24 protein-coding genes and 1 pseudogene are annotated in these 18,340 nt (G+C 57.5%); 13 read left to right on the forward strand and 12 right to left on the reverse strand.

Annotated elements, in window-relative coordinates; translation table 11 throughout:
• The first annotated feature begins 22 nt into the window (after positions 1-22).
• A complete protein-coding gene (locus AB8A38_RS29830; protein WP_439088660.1) occupies positions 23-238 on the forward strand; it encodes a DUF6894 family protein in 216 nt (71 codons plus the stop codon).
• Positions 239-767: 529 nt separating this feature from the next.
• Here the strand turns inward: AB8A38_RS29830 and AB8A38_RS29835 are convergent.
• Both AB8A38_RS29835 and AB8A38_RS29840 read right to left on the reverse strand, forming a co-directional pair.
• A complete protein-coding gene (locus AB8A38_RS29835; RefSeq protein ID WP_439088661.1) occupies positions 768-1,121 on the reverse strand; it encodes a response regulator in 354 nt (117 codons plus the stop codon).
• 293 nt (positions 1,122-1,414) lie between these two features.
• Positions 1,415-1,858: a hypothetical protein gene (locus AB8A38_RS29840; protein ID WP_439088662.1), complete on the reverse strand. Its 444-nt coding sequence runs from the start codon at positions 1,856-1,858 to the stop codon at positions 1,415-1,417.
• A gap of 863 nt (positions 1,859-2,721) precedes the next feature.
• Here AB8A38_RS29840 and AB8A38_RS29845 point away from each other — a divergent pair.
• Positions 2,722-3,045 (forward strand): hypothetical protein, encoded by a 324-nt coding sequence (locus AB8A38_RS29845; protein ID WP_439088663.1) that lies wholly within the window; start codon positions 2,722-2,724, stop codon positions 3,043-3,045.
• Here the strand turns inward: AB8A38_RS29845 and AB8A38_RS29850 are convergent.
• The 3 genes from AB8A38_RS29850 to AB8A38_RS29860 form a co-directional block, all read right to left on the reverse strand.
• Positions 3,019-3,291: a hypothetical protein gene (locus AB8A38_RS29850; protein ID WP_439088664.1), complete on the reverse strand. Its 273-nt coding sequence runs from the start codon at positions 3,289-3,291 to the stop codon at positions 3,019-3,021. The genes AB8A38_RS29845 and AB8A38_RS29850 overlap by 27 nt on opposite strands.
• Before the next feature lie 462 nt (positions 3,292-3,753).
• Positions 3,754-3,942 (reverse strand): hypothetical protein, encoded by a 189-nt coding sequence (locus AB8A38_RS29855; protein WP_439088665.1) that lies wholly within the window; start codon positions 3,940-3,942, stop codon positions 3,754-3,756.
• An 864-nt stretch (positions 3,943-4,806) separates the two neighbouring features.
• Positions 4,807-5,133, reverse strand: a complete 327-nt coding sequence (locus tag AB8A38_RS29860; protein ID WP_439088666.1) for a hypothetical protein — start codon at positions 5,131-5,133, stop codon at positions 4,807-4,809.
• 28 nt (positions 5,134-5,161) lie between these two features.
• Between AB8A38_RS29860 and AB8A38_RS29865 the strand changes: the two genes are divergently transcribed.
• Positions 5,162-5,407 carry a hypothetical protein gene (locus AB8A38_RS29865; RefSeq protein WP_439071618.1) on the forward strand — a complete coding sequence of 82 codons (246 nt, stop codon included), beginning with the start codon at positions 5,162-5,164 and terminating at the stop codon, positions 5,405-5,407.
• A gap of 147 nt (positions 5,408-5,554) precedes the next feature.
• Here AB8A38_RS29865 and AB8A38_RS29870 read toward each other — a convergent pair whose 3' ends face one another.
• Together AB8A38_RS29870 and AB8A38_RS29875 are read right to left on the reverse strand one after the other, a co-directional pair.
• On the reverse strand, positions 5,555-5,806 hold the full coding sequence (locus AB8A38_RS29870) for a ribbon-helix-helix domain-containing protein (RefSeq protein ID WP_439088667.1): 252 nt from the start codon (positions 5,804-5,806) through the stop codon (positions 5,555-5,557).
• Entirely contained in the window at positions 5,807-6,052 is a 246-nt protein-coding gene (locus AB8A38_RS29875) for a hypothetical protein (protein ID WP_439088668.1), read from the reverse strand.
• A gap of 162 nt (positions 6,053-6,214) precedes the next feature.
• On the opposite strand from AB8A38_RS29875, the gene AB8A38_RS29880 reads away from it, so the two are divergent.
• Together AB8A38_RS29880 and AB8A38_RS29885 are read left to right on the forward strand one after the other, a co-directional pair.
• Entirely contained in the window at positions 6,215-6,535 is a 321-nt protein-coding gene (locus AB8A38_RS29880; RefSeq protein WP_439088669.1) for a hypothetical protein, read from the forward strand.
• A complete protein-coding gene (locus AB8A38_RS29885) occupies positions 6,535-6,882 on the forward strand; it encodes a hypothetical protein (RefSeq protein ID WP_439088670.1) in 348 nt (115 codons plus the stop codon). The genes AB8A38_RS29880 and AB8A38_RS29885 overlap by 1 nt, the downstream gene beginning before the upstream one ends.
• Before the next feature lie 351 nt (positions 6,883-7,233).
• On the opposite strand, the gene AB8A38_RS29890 is transcribed toward AB8A38_RS29885, so the two are convergent.
• Together AB8A38_RS29890 and AB8A38_RS29895 are read right to left on the reverse strand one after the other, a co-directional pair.
• On the reverse strand, positions 7,234-7,878 hold the full coding sequence (locus tag AB8A38_RS29890; protein ID WP_439088671.1) for a hypothetical protein: 645 nt from the start codon (positions 7,876-7,878) through the stop codon (positions 7,234-7,236).
• A gap of 90 nt (positions 7,879-7,968) precedes the next feature.
• Positions 7,969-8,214, reverse strand: a complete 246-nt coding sequence (locus AB8A38_RS29895; RefSeq protein WP_439088672.1) for a hypothetical protein — start codon at positions 8,212-8,214, stop codon at positions 7,969-7,971.
• Between the two features lie 183 nt (positions 8,215-8,397).
• Between AB8A38_RS29895 and AB8A38_RS29900 the strand changes: the two genes are divergently transcribed.
• Positions 8,398-8,625 carry a hypothetical protein gene (locus AB8A38_RS29900; RefSeq protein WP_439088673.1) on the forward strand — a complete coding sequence of 76 codons (228 nt, stop codon included), beginning with the start codon at positions 8,398-8,400 and terminating at the stop codon, positions 8,623-8,625.
• Between the two features lie 562 nt (positions 8,626-9,187).
• Here AB8A38_RS29900 and AB8A38_RS29905 read toward each other — a convergent pair.
• The 3 genes and pseudogenes from AB8A38_RS29905 to AB8A38_RS29915 form a co-directional block, all read right to left on the reverse strand.
• Positions 9,188-9,822: pseudogene (locus AB8A38_RS29905) on the reverse strand (DsbA family protein).
• Between the two features lie 8 nt (positions 9,823-9,830).
• Complete coding sequence (locus AB8A38_RS29910) at positions 9,831-11,912, reverse strand: protein-disulfide reductase DsbD family protein (protein WP_439088674.1); 2,082 nt, start codon at positions 11,910-11,912, stop codon at positions 9,831-9,833.
• Entirely contained in the window at positions 11,909-12,643 is a 735-nt protein-coding gene (locus AB8A38_RS29915; protein ID WP_439088675.1) for a L,D-transpeptidase, read from the reverse strand. The genes AB8A38_RS29910 and AB8A38_RS29915 overlap by 4 nt, the downstream gene beginning before the upstream one ends.
• A 568-nt stretch (positions 12,644-13,211) precedes the next feature.
• Between AB8A38_RS29915 and AB8A38_RS29920 the strand changes: the two genes are divergently transcribed.
• The 7 genes from AB8A38_RS29920 to AB8A38_RS29950 all read left to right on the forward strand — a co-directional run bounded on the left by AB8A38_RS29920 (position 13,212) and on the right by AB8A38_RS29950 (position 17,528).
• Entirely contained in the window at positions 13,212-13,562 is a 351-nt protein-coding gene (locus tag AB8A38_RS29920; protein ID WP_439088676.1) for an ArsR/SmtB family transcription factor, read from the forward strand.
• Complete coding sequence (locus AB8A38_RS29925; protein WP_439088677.1) at positions 13,559-13,984, forward strand: YeeE/YedE family protein; 426 nt, start codon at positions 13,559-13,561, stop codon at positions 13,982-13,984. Before AB8A38_RS29920 ends, AB8A38_RS29925 begins: the two co-directional genes overlap by 4 nt.
• Position 13,985: 1 nt before the next feature.
• Positions 13,986-14,435 (forward strand): DUF6691 family protein, encoded by a 450-nt coding sequence (locus AB8A38_RS29930; protein ID WP_439088678.1) that lies wholly within the window; start codon positions 13,986-13,988, stop codon positions 14,433-14,435.
• Positions 14,435-15,241: a sulfite exporter TauE/SafE family protein gene (locus AB8A38_RS29935; RefSeq protein WP_439088679.1), complete on the forward strand. Its 807-nt coding sequence runs from the start codon at positions 14,435-14,437 to the stop codon at positions 15,239-15,241. Before AB8A38_RS29930 ends, AB8A38_RS29935 begins: the two co-directional genes overlap by 1 nt.
• Positions 15,242-15,244: 3 nt before the next feature.
• Entirely contained in the window at positions 15,245-16,156 is a 912-nt protein-coding gene (locus AB8A38_RS29940) for an MBL fold metallo-hydrolase (protein ID WP_439088680.1), read from the forward strand.
• A 37-nt stretch (positions 16,157-16,193) separates the two neighbouring features.
• Positions 16,194-16,571 (forward strand): rhodanese-like domain-containing protein, encoded by a 378-nt coding sequence (locus tag AB8A38_RS29945; protein ID WP_439088681.1) that lies wholly within the window; start codon positions 16,194-16,196, stop codon positions 16,569-16,571.
• A 513-nt stretch (positions 16,572-17,084) separates the two neighbouring features.
• Positions 17,085-17,528, forward strand: coding sequence for a hypothetical protein (locus tag AB8A38_RS29950; RefSeq protein ID WP_439088682.1), 444 nt, complete (start codon positions 17,085-17,087; stop codon positions 17,526-17,528).
• Positions 17,529-18,340: the final 812 nt, after the last annotated feature.

The following is an 18,340-nucleotide window of genomic DNA, read 5'->3' on the forward strand; positions in this document are numbered from 1 at the left end:
AATTAACGGTGCAGGAGACAATATGCCCAAGTATCACTTTCCTATTGTTGACGGCACTAAGCTTCCCGATCCTACCGGCGTAAGCCTGAGGAACGACGAGGAAGCAAAGGACCACGCCAAGCTTATCGCCCGTACTGTCGGTGCGGCGGGTGTAAAAGCTGAGCGCAGTGTTCTCGCGGTAGACGATGACAACAACGAGGTACACCGCGAGCGTGTGCCGAAATCGGGGGATACTTAGGTCTGCCGCAGCCTGTTTTCTTCTTCAACCCCGCGGGCAATTCTCGCTTTCTTCACAGCCCGTATATCGGGGAAGGCACAGCCCAGGCGACGAGCCTCCTTCTGAACCGATGTTATTCGACGCTTGAAGATAACGGCGCAGCGGGCCGCACTTACCCCGCTCCTCACCAGCTCAACAAGCCGGGTGCTATCTTCTTCCGTCCATGACCTTTTTGTCGCACGCATGAGGCCCAACCTCCCGGGCCGCACAACGCTTAGAAGCTGGCGTAGTTCCGCTGAAGTGGTAAAAGTTTCGGTGGCTTCGATATCTCGCGAGTGTAAATTCAAGCGTACCCGAGAGACAGGATGTTACCCAACACCGACCACATTACCCGCCCCCACTGCGCAAAATGCTCGACGCGTACCTATCTGATGCGGAGGTCGCCGATGGCCGAGGGCGTTGAGCTGAGGACATTTGAGTGCCCAACCTGCGGGGAGGTTGTTGAACAGGCAGCAAGACCTCCGTTGGAGACTCCCTCTTGGCCGGAGACCTAGCTCATGTTCTCGAACGTCCGCATTGCGGTGACCACGTTCCTTCCCAGGTAGGGCTTGGGGATAAATAACGCGTTGGCCGGTATGCTCAGTGGCCGAGCCTTGCCAGTCGTTATGATGATGTGAACAGGCGGCCATCGGTCGCGGACAGCGGCGGCAAGCTTCAACCCATCCATCGAGCCGGGCATGTCGATATCCGTGAAGACGAGATGGACGTCCTGGCGCGCTTCTAGGACCGCAATGGCCTCATCAGCAGTACCGACCTGGATCACTTCAAAGCCAGCGTCCGTTAGCTCTTCGCTGACGAAATCCCTAATGAGGACTTCGTCCTCGACGACTAACACTGTTGGCATCGGGCCTCCCCGAGGGTGGGCGAATGACAGGCCACAACTGCCGAAGCTATCTAGTCCAAATTCGTTCCGTCATTAATCAGGGGGATTTAGACCTGAATTCCGCCACCCCTTGGAGCGCTCATCCACTTCATCTTTTATCTTTTTGCTGGAGCCTTCCGACTTCCCTCCGGACTTTTCGGTGGGGCCTTTTTCGGACTGGTTGTTAAGGGCATCGTCTCGTCTTGTGGACATGACACACCTCCAGTTTTTCAGCCCAAATAATGCGGTTCCCCAGCAAGAGTTCCGCGGGCCAACTAGCCTGCCAACCTCATCAGTTCACGTTTGCGTTCTAGGACATGGTGACCGCAGGCTTGGCGGACGCTGCGAACAAACTCAGCGACGCTCGGCTCCGTTGCTTCTCCCAATATCGACCAACGGACGGCCTTGGACACGGCGTAGATCGGCAAGTCGCCAACAGCCTCACACCAGACCTTGAGGTTCATCTTGACGTTTTCCTCCCCCCAAATGTCCTCCATTTGTGCCCCGTCAGCAATGTCTGAATGAGATCCATCAGCTCCGGCATGTTGTCCCGGCTGGGCCTGGTGGTTTGACCCAGCATCCATACCGATTGCTTCAGTGCGTCCGACAATTCCGGCGTTAAGGTTGGAGGGGTAACTGGTGAAAGCAGCCTGCCCTCGAAGTCCTTCGGGGCGCTGTCCAGTGAGTTCAGCCAGTGCTGAACGCTTGGCGGAAGCCATGACGTCACGGCTGCCAGGGCCGCCTTGTCCGGTTGCTGCTGAACGAGGAGCAGAGCTTCTTGCGGCGAACTTGGCCGCGTTACGGCACTAGGTGTCCCAGCAGAGGTCGTGTGTGCCTGGAGCGGATGCTGATGTGGTGATTGCGAAAGCGTGCCCACTCATCATCGATGTTGGGGAGCTGCCCGGCTCTTGCGCGGAATTCGTCGGGGATGGTGGCACGGTCTTCGAGAAGGACTGCAATACTTGTGAGAGGCGTTGGGGACTTTCGTTGGTTCGGGAGATACAGAGGGACCTACTTTTTCTGTTTTATAAGATCAGTATTACTAGTGGTGGATTTGCCGTCGCCGGTTAAACCGTCGACGGTTTTCCAGTCCGTGGTGAGCATCATCCGATAGATGGTGCCGACGAACATGCCGCCTTGGCGTGCGACACTTCTGGACCCATCCACGGACAAGAGATTCCCTCATTGCTGCGCGCAACGTGGCACGGCCTTCCGTCGATTCCGCAAGAAGCGCGGCTTCGTGAAAGATCCATCCCGTTAGGTTTGGAGAACATGAGGCCGTAAAGGCCTTTAGCGCGAAGACTCAGCGCTTTGTCGCGCAACAGCGCGTTGCAGACCATCGTGAAGTCTGTCGTAGGCTTCTCTAATTGAAAATTTGTGCCGTCATCCACGGCACCTTCTTTCTGTTAGTTGTCGATGCACCGGCAGTAAACGACGGGCTGATGAGGTGCATGTCACCGGCCTTAAAAGAATCATGCGGGAGCAAATCGTATACCTCAACAAATTTCGTGCATGGCGATGCAAGCGAAAAAGGCCCCCGCGAGGGAGCCCTTCCGTCTAGATACTCCGACGATCAGTAGCGATGACCATGGCGATGCATGTGACGATGGCCGCGCTTCACGATGACGACCTTGTTGGCTCGATGCCCGCGATGGTAGCCATGATGATGGCCCCCGCCATGACGAACCACTACTGTCTGAGCATCAGCCTGCGACGTTGCGGCAGGAACAGCGATGCAGATGGTAGCGAAGGCAGCCAGAGCCAAAAGAACTTTTCGCATTTTCTTCTCCCTATGAATAAGCGGAGAATGAATGCACAAAGGCACGGCCCGTTCCGCCGTCGCAGGATAAATTTCCTGAACAAATATTCAGAAATGTTCTCAGACCTGCTGTTGCTTGCGCCGTAGCGCCTCTACGCCCGCCATACCTGCGGACACCATGCCGCCGAACGTGTACTCACCCGCGTTCACGCGCTTAAGTATCTTCTTGGCGATGAAGCAGCGGTTCTTGTGGTTATCCAGCTCGCGCGGCAAGACCTCGCACGCTTTGGTCAGGGCCATTTCCATTTCCAGAATTGCACGGTTTCCAAAGGCGTCGACAACCAACGGCGCTGCGGTTACTGGCGGTCGGGAGAACACCTCTTCCATAGACATGATGACCTCCTTCTTTTCTCAATATCTCGCAGCCGTTGTTTTGGTTCCATACGCGCTCACACGACTTGTGATGCAGCGCATGTACGTCGCGGTGCGATTTCCTGAATTAGCATGACGGTCTCTCTCCACAGCGAGACATCATCACGCTGAGCGCATCAGCGTTCAGCTTGAGTAGGCGCACACTCACTTCGTCCACGATGACGCACTGTTGCTAGCCTCCACCCTCTCGAAACCATCCATGATGTCCCTGTTGGCATCATGTGCGAGAAGGAGTTTCCTAGCTAGGCCCAGTACGACGCAGCGGAAGAACTCGCCAGCTTCGCGGTCGGCATCAATCCCCACGTCATCGTCGTTCGACGAAGGCACCTCGCCCTTCCCGGCGCGGTTTCCGCCGGACCATCCAGCCAACGCATTTGTTTGAAACGAAATGAAAAAGCCGCCCTGTAACGGGGCGGCTTTTGCTTACGCTCGTTCTCGCTGACATTTCGCGAGAGGAATACCCAGGTCTTGGGCTCGTCGCTTGATGATGCTGATGGGCCGTTTCAACTTCACGGTCATCAACGTCAGGCTCTTACCTGCATCCGCCATCGAGCGGAGCAGCTCTTCCTCGGCCGCCGTCCAATGAGGAAAGCGGGTGATGGTCGTAGGCATGACAATGCGTCTCTAAAGCCAATGAGACAGGGCTATGGCGCTCAAAGGCGTCGCTTCCGGGAATACTCGATAGATGATGCCCAATGGTCGGTTTGCAAGTTCGTACACGGAATTTTTCCATGTCCCCGCCCGCTTCCTGAACCAATTTATCTCTGACATGCATCGACTGAAGCGTGCGCCGAAAACGATAACCAGCGTGCGAAAGGGACGACTATGAGTGGCTTCGCCGTCATACTCGGTACAACGATACTGACGCTGTCCATAGAGGTTACAGCGGGGTATTTAACCGGTTCTGACAGGGACGACTTTATAAAGGGGGCGGTCGCCTCCTGGGCCGGAGGAAGTCGAGACATGGATGCGCGCGCCATGGGATGAAGCGATGGCGCTTCAGGAGCGCATATTTCCTGACGACGCCCTCAGAATCGTGGCAAAGGGGCCGTCAAAATACGATGGTGACCCTGCCCAATGAAGTTCGTCGACCCCCGCCCTTATGCCACCCCAAAACGCTCCGGATCAACGAAGGCCGCATGCCGATCGGGGAATAGAATTCGACCTTCATATGGAAGGACAGGGCGAGCGTCGCGGAATACACGCTTGGCCGCGACAAGCTCATAGCCGACGGCATTATTAAAATGCACGAGTGCGGCGGGTTCTTCATGTGGAAGGAGCAAACGCCCGAAGGTGAACTTCGCGGCACAGATCAACCGCAGGACGCCTAGCTTACTCTCGCTGTGCTTTGAAAGCCTGGTCGGGCGGCGCGCGGCTGCCAGAGTTGCGCAAGATCAGCGCCCCTCCGAGCACCAAAAGAAGAAATACGGCAGCTACTACATATGGCCTTTGCCGCATAGGACATCCTGACCGCAGTTAATTCGGCTTCGCGGGCAACTTACCAAGGTCCTTTTCGGTCATAGGCGCATCGGCCGGTTTGACTTGTCCCGCCTCCTGCTCCCTTGCAGTCTGCGCGTGCTGCATATTCATGCCAACAAACGTCACGATGATTATCATTGCGACCGCAGCGATGACGGCGAACTTCCCGGCTCCGCGCGGTGGCGGCGTTGGCTGACCTGTCGGCATCAAGCTCTTTCGTTTGGAATAAAGATCGAACACTTCCGCTCGCACGATGTTCCGCGCATCCGTGCTGCGTAACGCCGCAGGGCTGATCACTGGTTGCGGAACGACACCGGCCGCCAATCATTGAGGCCCTGGAAGAGGAGCTCTCATGGCAAACGATATGCATACCGATGGCCGAGACCTGCGCAGCGGCACCTACGATCCGATTTCTCCTGCGGGGAAGCAGCAACCTCATCAAGTGAAAGACGCCCCCACGGCCCATGAGGCCGCTCAGCACGGTGCTGATGTAAGAAGCCAGCCGCTACCGGGCACTGACGATCCCATCCCGGAAGGGCTGCTTCGCGAGCGTAAAGGGCCGCTCAACTCACACACTGGCCGCCGGCCTGCAGATTGATGAGGAACTTATGAAGTTTTTCAAACCGAATGACGATGGGAATGAACCTGCCCCGCTGATACTGATCGGAGTAGCCTTAATTCCCCTACTCGGTGTGCTGGGGTGGGTCTTTGGGCTGTTTGGCTGAGCCCGGTCCAAGCCTGAGCATTATTGTCCAGCGCTCGATCGGATCTGCTTATAGTGATTTAGGGCAAAAATTCTCATAGCCGACGAAAGATTGGCTCTGCCGCGGCCCTCAGCGATAAAGTTGATTAGATCCGTCAGTCGCTGTTCGCGTTCTTCAGCGATTTCCTTGATCGAATCCCAGAATTCATCTTCCAGACTTACGCTTGTCTTGTGTCCCCCAATCATGACCGACCGCTTACGGATTGTACCTTCGGAGCCGTGAGGGCTCGCCACTTACTTTTTCTCCCGTCTAACCCCCTTAAACTTCTTTGCCACTGTCGTCTTCTTAGCGGTCTTCTTTTTCGCGGCGGCGGCTTTCTTCGTGGCAGCTTTCTTGGCCTTCTTAATGGCCATGAACTCACCGGACGTCTTGTCCCGCTTCGTCCAGGTCGATGCCCCGCCCATGGTTGTCTTGGTCTGACTCCGCTTTTTCACGGCGCCTTTGCGGGCATTGTCGCCCGTCGGTTTGTTGGTAGCCATCGTTAGTCTCCCGAGCACCGCGATACCGCGGCAGACTGAAAACGAGAATTCGATCAACAAGTTCCCGACAGCTTCGGAACGAATCACTAGCGTCCAGCTTGAATCCGCCGTCAGTTACGTTGGAGTTCCAGTATGCGTCAGTCCCGTTGGACACCCTCTATCGTGCCGAATATCGGCGATCAAAACGTCTATCTCGTTCTGGACTGCTTCGAGCGATCGGGATGTGCGTGGCGCGAGACCGACGCCGGGGAAACCGACTTAGAGACCGTCATCAAAGACCTGATGGCTGGCCAGTATAATGATCCGCAGCGAGTGATCGCCTTCAATACGTTCGAGCATTGGGCGGACGACGTGTCCGAGGACGTAGCCCGGGAGATCAGGCGCCGAGCTGATCTGCGCCATGAAGACCTAAGCTCGTCCATCGAGGATTTCGTGATCCGCCATGCCGGCCGTGAGCGCCAACTCGCGCTGAGGCTGGTCTGATGCCCTGGTCGACACCTTTCCCCGCCCCGATTGTCCTGCCGGATGGCGGCGAGCTAGTCACGCTTCGAGATGCTGGTGCGTATATCACCAACCTTCCAAAATCTCAGCACGACAGCGCGCCGTGGCAGAATGCAATGCACGTTCTGATCCAGGCCGCGGATCACGGCGGGCCGATCGAGTTCGCGCGCCTTGGCATGATGCAGGCGCTCTATCCCAGAGGCACGCCTGTCTATGATGCTGTCGATAAAGACCCAAAGTGGCGCAATCGCGCCAAACTGGTGAGGGATCGGCGAGAGATGAAATCGGCCCGTTTCAAGTTTGGAGAATTTTGCTCGCTCTTGCGGTGACGGCGAGCGTGATCGGCGCGGCTTATCTGACCATCGCTTTCATGATCGGATTCATGAAATAAGACATCGACATCATCATGAAGGCGTTGCACGACGCTCAAGCATTGCTGGGCGCATACATCGAGCCCGGCCCACGGGGCAGATCTTCTTCCAGAATTGCCGTCAAACTAAGCCCTCTTGTTTACTGATCCGGGCGACGATCATGAGGCTGCTCGAGTAACAAAAAAGCCGCCCGGGCATGACACCGGACGGCTTTCTGATGTGGCTGCCCGCTCTGCGATCGTTCCGGGGCAGCATTGATTGATATGAAACTGCGAGTGGGCGCCGCGAGCTTCGAACAATAATCGTCGGTTAGACCATCTGCGAAAAGAGATAACCGGGGGCGAACGGCCCATCTTTGCCCTTTTCCTCAAGCCATGCACCTTGCGTGAGCGCAGTATCCGCTTTCAGGAGTTCGAGTATCGGTGCCTTCGTGATCTGCGCGTTGAGCAACCCGACGGGATCCTGCTCGTCGTTCATCACTGCGCCGAAAGACTGCAACACTGCTTTGATCCGGCTTGCACGATCCCCGGCAAGATCTGGACCGACCATTTTATCGCCGGCAAAATCGATCTTGTCGGAAAGAAACCTGTATTCGTCGGCGATCTCGACCCCACCGCTATTGTAGACTCTAGCAATAACCTTGCCGTTGACTTTTATTTCGGTGTGAATGTTTTTGGTCTGATTGTCATCCCGGCCGCCGCCGCTCGGTGGCCCCAATTCTGCGCCTGACGCGAACGCCTCTGCTGGACTGATCACCGGATGATCTGCCAGCCACGCGGCTTTCATATCCTCGGCCGTGATCTTTTGCGGCTCGATTTTTGCGATCGTGTGAAGCCGGTATCCGAGACTTGTGCCGGCAGCGCGGGAATGCCGAACTGTGGCGACGATACCAATCCTGACGAGGGAGCGCCGATCATGTTGGCCTTCTATCTTTTGTGCGATTCGGTGGTCCATTTCAGCGCCAGAGCCTAAAGAAAAACTTAACCGCCCCCGTTAGATAGCCGCATAAAGGGGCCCGGCCAATATCGCTGGCGCTGGGCTAGTTTACAGAGACAAACAGGACAGAGTCTGATCGTTGTCGGCCCAAGTCTCAAAGTCTGCCGTGACGCTCTCCGCACCAACGGACGCAGGCAAATTGTCGGGCGGGCGCAGCGTCGGCCTGAGCGATAAATTACTGACCTCAGCGATAACGAATTCAGCTTCGGCGCGCGACGCGAATTTTAGAACCGGCGCTCCCAGAGCGAGAACCATAAATTCTCTGCCAATTTGTTTCACCGAATACTCACTCATGGATAGCTTAATACCTAAGCTATTCTCGGGTTCCTTCGCAAATGGCGAGATTGCTGCATCGCAAATAAGTCGTTAACAGAGCTGACAATACCGCTTCGCTTTTTATTTAAGTATCACCAGACGATGCGGAAGCCGCCAGTGCCCTTGTAGCTGCGGTTCAAGGCAACGCTCGATATCGTGCCCGTGGCGTTACGGGACCGTGCCGACCAGTTTCTCGAGATCAATGCGGCTTGGTTCGATGAGGTTCTGAAGGATCTCTGCGAGAACGTTGGCTGGGATTTCTTTCCGGAAAACGCTGCTGCCTTCGTCACAGTCCTGATCCCGAAACTTGAAGCTTCGAGCCCTGAGACGACTTGGCGCTGGCGAGCCGAGCCCCCAAGCGACGAGGAGTTGGGATTCTCCGATCCCTAGGGTCGAGCTACTGCAATTTTGCGGCATTATGGAGCACATCAGTCCCAGGCTCTCGGCGCTCCGACAGTCCGCGCTCCCGCCAGCACCACCGACGGTCAGGGTGATTGCTCGATCGTCGCCGATCATCGATTGCGATAGGGCTTGGCAGAGTTTCAGGAGATAGGGCTTCATTTGCACGGTGCCGATTGCCGCCGCGGCGTGCAGATGTTGCTGGACGGCGGCTACCGAGATTAAACGCAATGGCTGTCGAATATCAGGAAGAGGCGCGGGCCATCGAGGCACGCGCAGGCCTGCCGCTCACAAGAGTGGCCGAGAAGACGGCGCATACATTAAAGTTGAAGTCGGCAGGATAGCCGGCTGCTCACCTAGGAACGGATATTCTCCTCTTGGCCGCGGATCGGAACGACGCGGTTGGTGCTGACGAACAGTTTGGAGGTGGACCCGCTTTCAAGGCGGCGCCAAGAACGGCCTGACGCGTATGACCGAGATGAGAACCCCTTCGTTACCAAATTCAAGACGCCGGAACCTCGGTCGTGGCTCGCGACACGCTCGGCGTCCATGTTCAGTTTTTCTGGCGGGCGGCAGCTCGTGCATCCGTGATAGCCTGTTTGAAGCCGGCCGAATTCAGCACGCCCGGCACCCTGAATGTGCCGATAATGAAGGCAGGCGTTCCCTGGAAGCCAAACGCTTCCGCTTGTTCGTTGTTGCGAGCCAGCAGAGCTTTTATCGCGGACTTGTTGGTTTCCAGTCCTTTATCGCACGGTCGACGTCGACACCCGCATCTCCGAGCACTTTCCGAACGATTTCTTCGCTCAGCTTCGTCGGGGCGCCGATCAAGGCCGCGTGCGCCTCCTGATATTTGTTCTGATATTTGGCCGCCAGAACCATTTTGGCGGCGTATTGCGAAGCACCACCGAAGATCGGCCAGTCTTTCAGAACAATGCGCAGCTTGCCGTCCTCTTGCGCGATCTTGGCGAGTTCGGGAGCGACCTTCTTGCAGTACGGGCACTGATAATCGAAGTATTCCACGATCGTGAGATCGCCCTGTGGATTTCCGATGGCCGGCACCTCCGGGTCGCGGAGTACGCTTTCCCTGAACGCATCCTCTCCTTCGCCCCGCGCGGCTGGCGTGAAATTGATGAGAACTCCCAAGGAGAGCGTGGATGCGACGGCGACGCGGATGATCGATTTCTTCATGGTATGACCTATCTGGGTTGGGAGCTATTGGACGCTGCCGTGGCATCGTTGAACGCGGCGGACACGGATGAAGTCGAGAGGATTTCGGAAAGCGCGATTCCGTTCGGCGCCCCAGGGCCGAACACAATATTGAATGGAATTCCGAAACGGCCGTGCTGGCGCAAAAATCCAGAGATTTCGGCATCCGGCTTTGTCCAGTCGGCACGCATGGGCACGACGTCGGAAGAAAGGCGGTTCGCCACTTCCGGCTTATTGAGGACGAGCGCCTCGTTGATTTTGCAGGTGATGCACCAATCCGCCGTGACGTCTACGAACACGGTGTGGCCAGCACCGACGAGCGCCTTGAGGTCGCGGTTTGAATAGGTGCGCCACGGGATTTCGTCCTGAGCTTGGGTTCGAGGCTGCGACGTCACCAGGGCGAACACCGCCGCGCTGACGATGATCGCTGCTGCCACCACCCTTTTTGGAGTGACGTGCTTCCATAGAACCAGGAAAGTGAACAAGGTCGCACCGAGAGCGACAGCGAGACGGCTGTCGCTTACCTCTGCAAGGACGAAGAGGAGCCAGCCTGCACTCACCAGTAATGCCAAACCAAACAGCCACTTCACCCGCATCAGCCATGGCCCTGGCCGTGGCACGACACTGGCCAGTGCAGGAAACGCGGCGACAAGCAGATAGGGTGATGCCATCCCGACGCCCAGTGCGGCGAAGATAACTAAGATCTCGACGGTTCCTTGCGAGAGCGCGAAACCAACCGCCGTTCCGACTAACGGTGCGGAACAGGGAGTGGCGAGCAGTGTTGCCACAAACCCGCTGAGGAAATGCGCGGCGGCCGACGTGCCGCCAGCGATACCGCTTACTCGCGTAAGAAAGCCCGACGATACCGGAAGATGGATGAGATCGAACTGGTTGGCTGCGAATAGCGCGAGGACGACTGCCATCCCAGCGAGAAACATCGGCTGTTGGAACTGGATCCCCCATCCGACACTGGCTCCAGCTGCCTTCATCCCCGCCAGCACGCCGGCCAGCAGAAGAAAGGAAACCAGGATCCCTGCGGCGGAAGCTGCGAATCCCCTGCGAATCTGGCTGCGGCTGGCGGTGCTTCCGTGAACAAATGAGAGAAGCTTCAGTGAGAGTACCGGAAAGACGCAAGGCATGAGGTTCAGAATGAACCCGCCCGCCAGCGCGATGCCGATAAGAGCGAGAATACCGCCATGTGAACCGATTGCCGATCTGGGGTCTTGAGAACTGTCTGGTTTGGCAGCTTCGCTTGCCTGCGGTGCATGTGACACCGCCAACACCGCGGCTCCTCCAGACACTATCGTCGCGGTGATGGGGCGAGCCCGGATGCTCAAGGCGGTCATGCCGGGTAAGTTCAGGCTCAAGGTGGCACGGTTGTCGAAACCGAACGTCACGACTGGCTTGTCGCCGCTCAGCGGTGGATCGCTGTCGACGAACGCATCCAGCTCAAGCAGGGGTTTGGTTGAGGAAACGGTTAGCCGCAGGGATGCAGGGCCGGTTGTCGATCGCTCCACCGCGAGAACGGAGAGCACTTCCGACGTCATGAGGGGCACTTTGTCCCGCCAGCGATCGATCGTCGCCTGAGACTGGCCTCTTGCTCCTGGTTGGATCGTGGTAGAAAGCACGCGATCCTCGCGCACGCAGATCGTGCTGCAGGCGTAGAGAGCGATTTTCAGTTGAACCTTCGTCTCAATGGCGGGATCACGAACCCTGATCCTGACGGGAAACAGGACTTCATGCGTATATCCGATCGTCTCAATGCCTTGAATGGAAAGGCGGGACGGCGCCGGCCAATTCACCTCTGCATGGTCGAGGTTCGACGAGCCGGACCAGTCGAACTCTGATGGAAGGCCGGCGTCGCCCGGCGATTTCCAATACGTCTTCCAGCCCGGGCCGAGGTCAATCCTAACACCGATCCACGCCTCGCCGGCTTCCGAGTCGCCTGTCAGAAAGTCGGCCTTGATATCGGGCTTATAGGTCGACTCCCCGGCCGACGACTGGCCGTGCGCCGTGGGCGCCATCAAGATCAGAGCGAGCGCGGCGAGCGCGGCGTATGCAGGATGCCTCATCGCTGCACCTCAGCCTGGGGCCGCGCATTCCCTTCGATCGAAGTCCCCGCACCGGCCTCCCGCTCAGAGAGAACAACGACCTTGGAGCCCACCGGCACGCGATTGAACAAATCGACCACGTCCTGATTCAAAAGCCGGATGCATCCGCTCGATACATTTTTGCCAATGCTCTCGGGTTCGTTGGTGCCGTGTATACGGTAGAGCGTGTCCTGGCCGTTCTGAAAGAGATAGAGGGCGCGGGCACCGAGCGGATTTCCGATCCCGCCGGGCATACCCTGACTGTACTGCTTGAGCTCGGGTTGCCGAGCGACCATGCTGGATGGAGGAGTCCATGTCGGCCACTGCGCCTTGCGGTGGATGTCTGCCGTCCCAGACCATCCGAAACCGTCGCGGCCAACGCCGACGCCGTAGCGCATGGCGAAGCCGCCCTCCTGCACAAGGTAAAGAAACTTGGCATAGGGGTCGACGACCATGGTACCCGGCGGCTGCGAGGTAGCGTAGCGGACGCGCTGCTTGACGTATTTCGGGTCGATGGTTTCGGCTTCGACCGCGGGAATCCGGACACCGCGGTCTGAAAGAGCGGCGTATTGCGGTTGAAGAGGTGGCACAAAGGACGCCTGTTGCAGAGTTGCCTGGTTGCAAGCTGCCAAAAGGACGGTCAATCCGGCTGAGCAAACGACGCGCAGAAACGGATGCGCCACCGCACCGAGTGCGGTTAACGGCGATATCATGATAATTCTCCGAGGATCTATGGACGCAACGGGGCGTCAGCGCGAAGCTGACGACGTTATGCGAAGATCCGCGGAGGTCTGAACTGGGGAGCGCAGAACCACTGCACGTGCAGCGTCGCGTCCATGAAGTGAGCTGCTCCGGCAGCCGAAGACAGGGGTTCAAGAACAACCGAAGTGGCCGCTTCGAGTGCGACCATGGCGCCCGCGCTGCAGGAAGTTCCGACGGCACCCGGGACCATGCGCTGGCACGGCTTGCCGCCTTTGAGCGCATTGTCCTTTACGAACAAGGTCTGGAATGAGGTCTCCGCCCTGGACAACCCACGCGTAGACGGCGACTGCAGAAGTGATGCGCACAGTCCCGCCATACAGAGCAACGCGAGCACGAAACGAGACAGGCTCGTCCGGCGTCGGGTAGTTCTCCTGAAATAGGCAGGGTTAGGATGCATCGACGCTTTCTCTCCATCGGCAGGCCAACTGGCAAATCACCTGTCCGTGATGCCGTCCTGTTCCATACTTGACAATATATAAGGAATAGCTAATTTAGCGATTGCTAACTAGAGGCCCCACGATGTCCATCGATACTAAAGATTTTGCCGATTTTCAGAGGAACGCGGCCGAGGTCGTGGGAATCCTGAGCGCGCTCGCCAACGAGCGGCGCCTGATGATTCTCTGCCGGCTGGTGGAATGCGGCGAAGCAACCGTAGGCTCGCTTGTCGACGCAGTCGGCATAAGCCAGTCCGCATTGTCCCAGCATCTGTCCAAAATGCGCGATGAAGGCATCGTCACGTTTCGTAAGGAAAGCCAGACGGTCTGGTACCGGATCGCCGATCCTCGCATTGAGAAGCTGTTCGCGACGCTTCACCAGCTGTTCTGCCGCACCGCTCGTAAAGCCGGCAAGCCTAGGGGAGCGCGCCGATGACCGAGTTCACTCCTGGATCCGCGCTTGCTGGCGGCTTGCTGATAGGCGCGTCCGCCTCGCTGCTGTTGATCCTCAACGGAAGGATTGCGGGTATTAGCGGAATCGTCGCCGGCCTGTTCCAGCGCGATTTCCGCGAGGTCGCATGGCGCGCCGCCTTTGTGGTCGGCGTGGTGCTGGCGCCCCTCCTCTACGGCGTTCTTTTCGGTCCCCTGACCACGGTCACCTTCGATGCCTCCACGGGAGTGATAGTCGTCGCTGGCCTGCTCGTCGGCTTCGGCACACGCCTCGGATCGGGATGCACGAGTGGTCACGGCGTATGCGGCCTGTCGCGTGCATCGCCGAGATCGTTGGTCGCGACCGCCGTGTTCATAGTCACCGCCCTCGTCACGGTTTTCATCACCCGTCACTTGATCGGACATTGAGATGCTGTTGCTCTCCGCATTCGCCGCTGGCCTGCTGTTCGGCCTGGGGCTCGTAGTTTCTCAAATGGTTAATCCCGGGAAAGTCTTGGCGTTCCTTGACGTCGCTGGAGCATGGGATCCGAGCCTTGCTTTCGTAATGCTAGGCGCCATCGCCGCGTCCGCATTCGGATATGTGCTGGCGAAACGCGAGGGCAAACCGGTCTTTGGAGACAGGCTGGAAGTTCCGAGCCGGCGCGATTTCGACAAGCGCCTAGTCGGAGGTGCGATCCTCTTCGGTATCGGCTGGGGCCTCGCGGGTCTGTGCCCAGGTCCTGCCCTTGCAATTATGCCGCTCGGTCTATGGCAAGCTTGGATCTTCGTGGCCGCGATGTTGGTGGGCATGGGCCTGTTCGCCGCACTGCCCTCCGGTAAGTCAGATGTCGCTTCGCTGTTCCGAAAGGTCGACGCGTGATGCCGGATCTCGTCACCAGCCTGCTCAGCATCAGTTCGGGCGGGATCGTCGGCCTTGTCCTCGGTTTGGTGGGCGGCGGCGGATCGATCCTCGCGGTCCCCCTCTTGATCTATGCGGTTGGGGTTAAATCGCCGCATGTCGCTATCGGAACCAGTGCCGTGGCAGTGGCGGCGAGCGCGCTCGGCAATCTGTTTCCTCACTGGCGCAACGGAAACGTCAAATGGGCCTGCGCGGCGGTATTTGCGTCGGCCGGCGTCATCGGCGCATTCGGCGGGGCAGCGGCCGCGAAGGCGATGGATGGTCAAAGACTTCTTGCGCTGTTCGGCCTTGTGATGATCGTGGTCGGCGCTCTCATGCTTCGTGGACGCCGTTGCGAAGGCGACCCAAATGTGAAACTGACGAGAGAATCGGCCAGCAAGCTTGTGCCCACTCTCGTCGGCATCGGCTTCATTGTCGGGATGTTCTCGGGATTTTTCGGCATCGGGGGCGGATTTCTCATCGTTCCCGGCCTGATGCTCGCGACCGGCATGCCTCTTACCTCAGCGATCGGGACGTCGCTGTTCGCCGTAAGCGCCTTCGGCGCGGCCACCGCCGCCAGCTACGCCCTCTCCGGTTTCGTTGATTGGCCGATGGCAGGCCTGTTCGTTCTCGGCGGCCTCGGCGGCGGCGTCATGGGAGTGCAACTCGGGCAGATCCTGAGCGCGCAGAAGCGAGGCCTGACGCTTGTGTTCGGTAGTCTGGTTATCATCGTGGGGATTTATGTCGTCGCCCGCGGATTTTTGCCAGTGGCGCAAGCAGGAGAGTAGAACATGGCAAGTCAGAAGCCGGAGCGTGCGGGTCAACCGATCGTGGCCGGATTTTACGAGAAACGGACATCAAGCATTCAGTACGTGGTCGCCGATCCGGAAACGCGAGAATGTGCGATTATAGATCCCGTGCTTGACTTTGATCCGAATTCGGGAGCAACGGCAACACGATCGGCCGATGCTTTGCTTGAGCATATCGAACGCGAACAATATAGGCTGGTCTGGATCCTGGATACCCATCCGCACGCCGACCATTTCTCCGCCGCAGGCTATTTAAAATCGCGAACCGATGTGCCCACCGCGATCGGCGAAAAAGTAGTGGAGGTCCAGAAATTGTGGAAGCGCATCTACAACTACTCGGATACTTTTGCCACGGACGGTTCGCAGTGGGACAAGCTGTTTGCCGACGGAGAGCGGTTTCAGATCGGCAATCTGGATGTCGAGGTCATGCTTACGCCCGGCCACACGCTAGCATCTGTAGCTTACCTCGTCGGTGATGCCGCCTTTATTCACGACACGATTTTCATGCCGGACGGCGGCACCGCTCGCGCTGACTTTCCGGGAGGAAGCGCGCGGGCGCTATGGGCGAGTATTCAGAAGATCATGGCTTTGCCTGATCAGACCCGCTTGTTCACCGGTCATGACTATTGTCCAGCGGGACGCAAGAAACCGCTCTGGGAAAGCACTGTCAGACAACAGCGGCTCGAAAATATTCACCTGACCAAAGCAGTAACTGAGAACGAATACGTCGCCCTGCGCGAGCGCCGGGACCGTGAGCTGCCGATGCCCAAGCTCATCTTGCATTCGCTGCAGGTGAATATTCGAGGCGGTCGGCTTCCGGAACAAGAGATGAATGGCAAGCGTTATCTGAAAATACCGCTTGATGCCCTCGACGCAGCACCGTGGGCTGATTGAGCGAACGGGTTCCACGCCGCTTGTAAGGACAGCCAATATGAAAAGTGCAAAACAGCTTGTAAGCGACGCCAACCAACAGATTGAAACGCTCACTCCGAATGAAGCCATCGAGCTCGCTTCGGATAAGGGCACTGTCTTTGTCGATTTGCGAGAGCCTGCCGAAGTGGAAAAAGGCTCTTTCCCCAATGCGGTGCATGTACCACGTGGACTCCTAGAATTTCAGATCGACCCCCAAAGTCCCTCGCATAATCCGAAGCTTGCGGGCAAAAACAAGCTGGTGCTGTATTGCGGCTCGGGAGGCCGTTCGGCATTGGCTGCCAAAACTTTGAAAGACATGGGTATAACGAACGTGGCGCATGTCGCTGGCGGCTTTCCCGCTTTGCAGCAGGCAGCAAGCGCTCGAAAGACACTCTAGCTCAGTTCTGACGATTTCCTCTCCCGCGACATTGCTGTGAATTTTAAGAGATCGACAAATAGCGAGAGGACGCGCGCTTAAAGAACGACATGTGGTGGGGTGACGCAGGGCATGTGCGTTGTCGATGATGGTCGCTGCAATTTCCAACGATGCCGGCGCTTTCAACGACAATCGAAGTGGGGAACGGACGCTCGCCGGTGAGCCTGCCGTAGCATTTGATTGCAAGCACTGGCCGCTCGACATTTGTTCGAAACGGTTGGGTCCAGGCAAATTCGCAATGCCGTCATTGCATCCAGTTGCAGTGCATTGAGCAGAGGGACAAGAGCCTCGCCTTTAGTTGCGACCGCCGGATAGGTTCCGTGGGAGGTATTGCCATTTTCCAGGCCAGCACGCTGCCCGGTTTCTGAGACGCCATAGAGCTCGAAGATAGGACTGTACCGTTTTCATGGTTGCCGTGAGAACTGCAACCAAATCTATTCTTCGACGTTGTCGTGCAAATCGAGGGTTCTTTTTATGCTGAGTACACGATCCCGGGTACCTGCACATACCAGCAGCGAAATCAACGCTCAGATCCAGGAAGAGATGCGGCGTCGAGTGATGTACTATGCCGAGCACCAGGTGCAGATTCCTGAGCAATTGGCAGCCCTAAGTCGGGAGTGGGATATCGAGCGCGCTATCGAGGCGAATGCGTCTGTGCTTGCGTTTATCGGCACTGTCATGGCGAGCAAAGGCGATCGTCGCTGGCTTGGCCTTCCTGCATTGGTGACAGCTTTTCTGTTCCAGCATGCAATTCAAGGCTGGTGTCCTCCTGTCCCAATTCTTCGTCGCTTGGGCTTTCGGACGTCCTATGAAATCGAGCAGGAGCGGCAGGCACTGAAGGCTTTACGCGGCGACTTTCAGGATGTGGCAGCATCCGGCGACAGGGCCAACGCAGCATTGCGGGCGGCGAAAGCTTGATGAGGCGGCCGTCGATGAGACCTCCCAATGGCGCGAGCACTATCGCAATATGTCGTAGGACTTGACGTTGTTGAGTGACGGGGCACTAGCTAATCTCGGCTGTCACCTTCACCCCACGATCAGAAATCCGTCTTGACAACCATCCGGGCGTGCCCCGCGGACGAAGGGACGCTTCGAGCAGGGCTTCCTTTACCCAACCCCAATTAGCAACATCAAAGTCCTTCATGCTTAAATCGCTCTAGACTTTTGAATCAACTTCTGGACGCGTTACCTAAGTGTGATCGCTGCGCTCGGATGGCCGCCGGTAACCGAGAAACCAGAGCGCCCGCCACTGTAGAAGTGAAATTTCAAGGCGACGATTTCTTTTGGATAGTTCAATACAATTGAGCCCTACATCCGACCAATTATCCCGCCCGGCTTATTCTCAAAGATAGTGATGATTTCGGTGCTCGACCTTGGGTAGCGATTCAGTTTTACTGAACTTTATTCTTATCGACTCGGGGCGATAAAAAGGCTCCAGTACTCACATCACCGCCTTACCACGGCGTCCATCGGTGACTGAGAGCCGGAATGCTCCCGCCTTTCTGCGCGGTGAACCATGTCCCCACACAACAAACCCGAGATTTCGGCCGACGCTGCTGTTGCTTTCTTGCGGGGGCGCGACTCAGTGCACTCGATACTCGATGCGATGCCCACAGAGAATATCTGCCACCTCATAGAAGAAATAGAGAAAGAAATAGCCAAGCGCAGCGTTGGTGACGGGAAGCGCCAGCCTCTCTCGGCATACGAACTGAGGATCGTAGCTTTCCACG

Origin of the sequence: Tardiphaga sp. 839_C3_N1_4 (assembly GCF_051811045.1) — a bacterium.
Classification (GTDB): domain Bacteria; phylum Pseudomonadota; class Alphaproteobacteria; order Rhizobiales; family Xanthobacteraceae; genus Tardiphaga.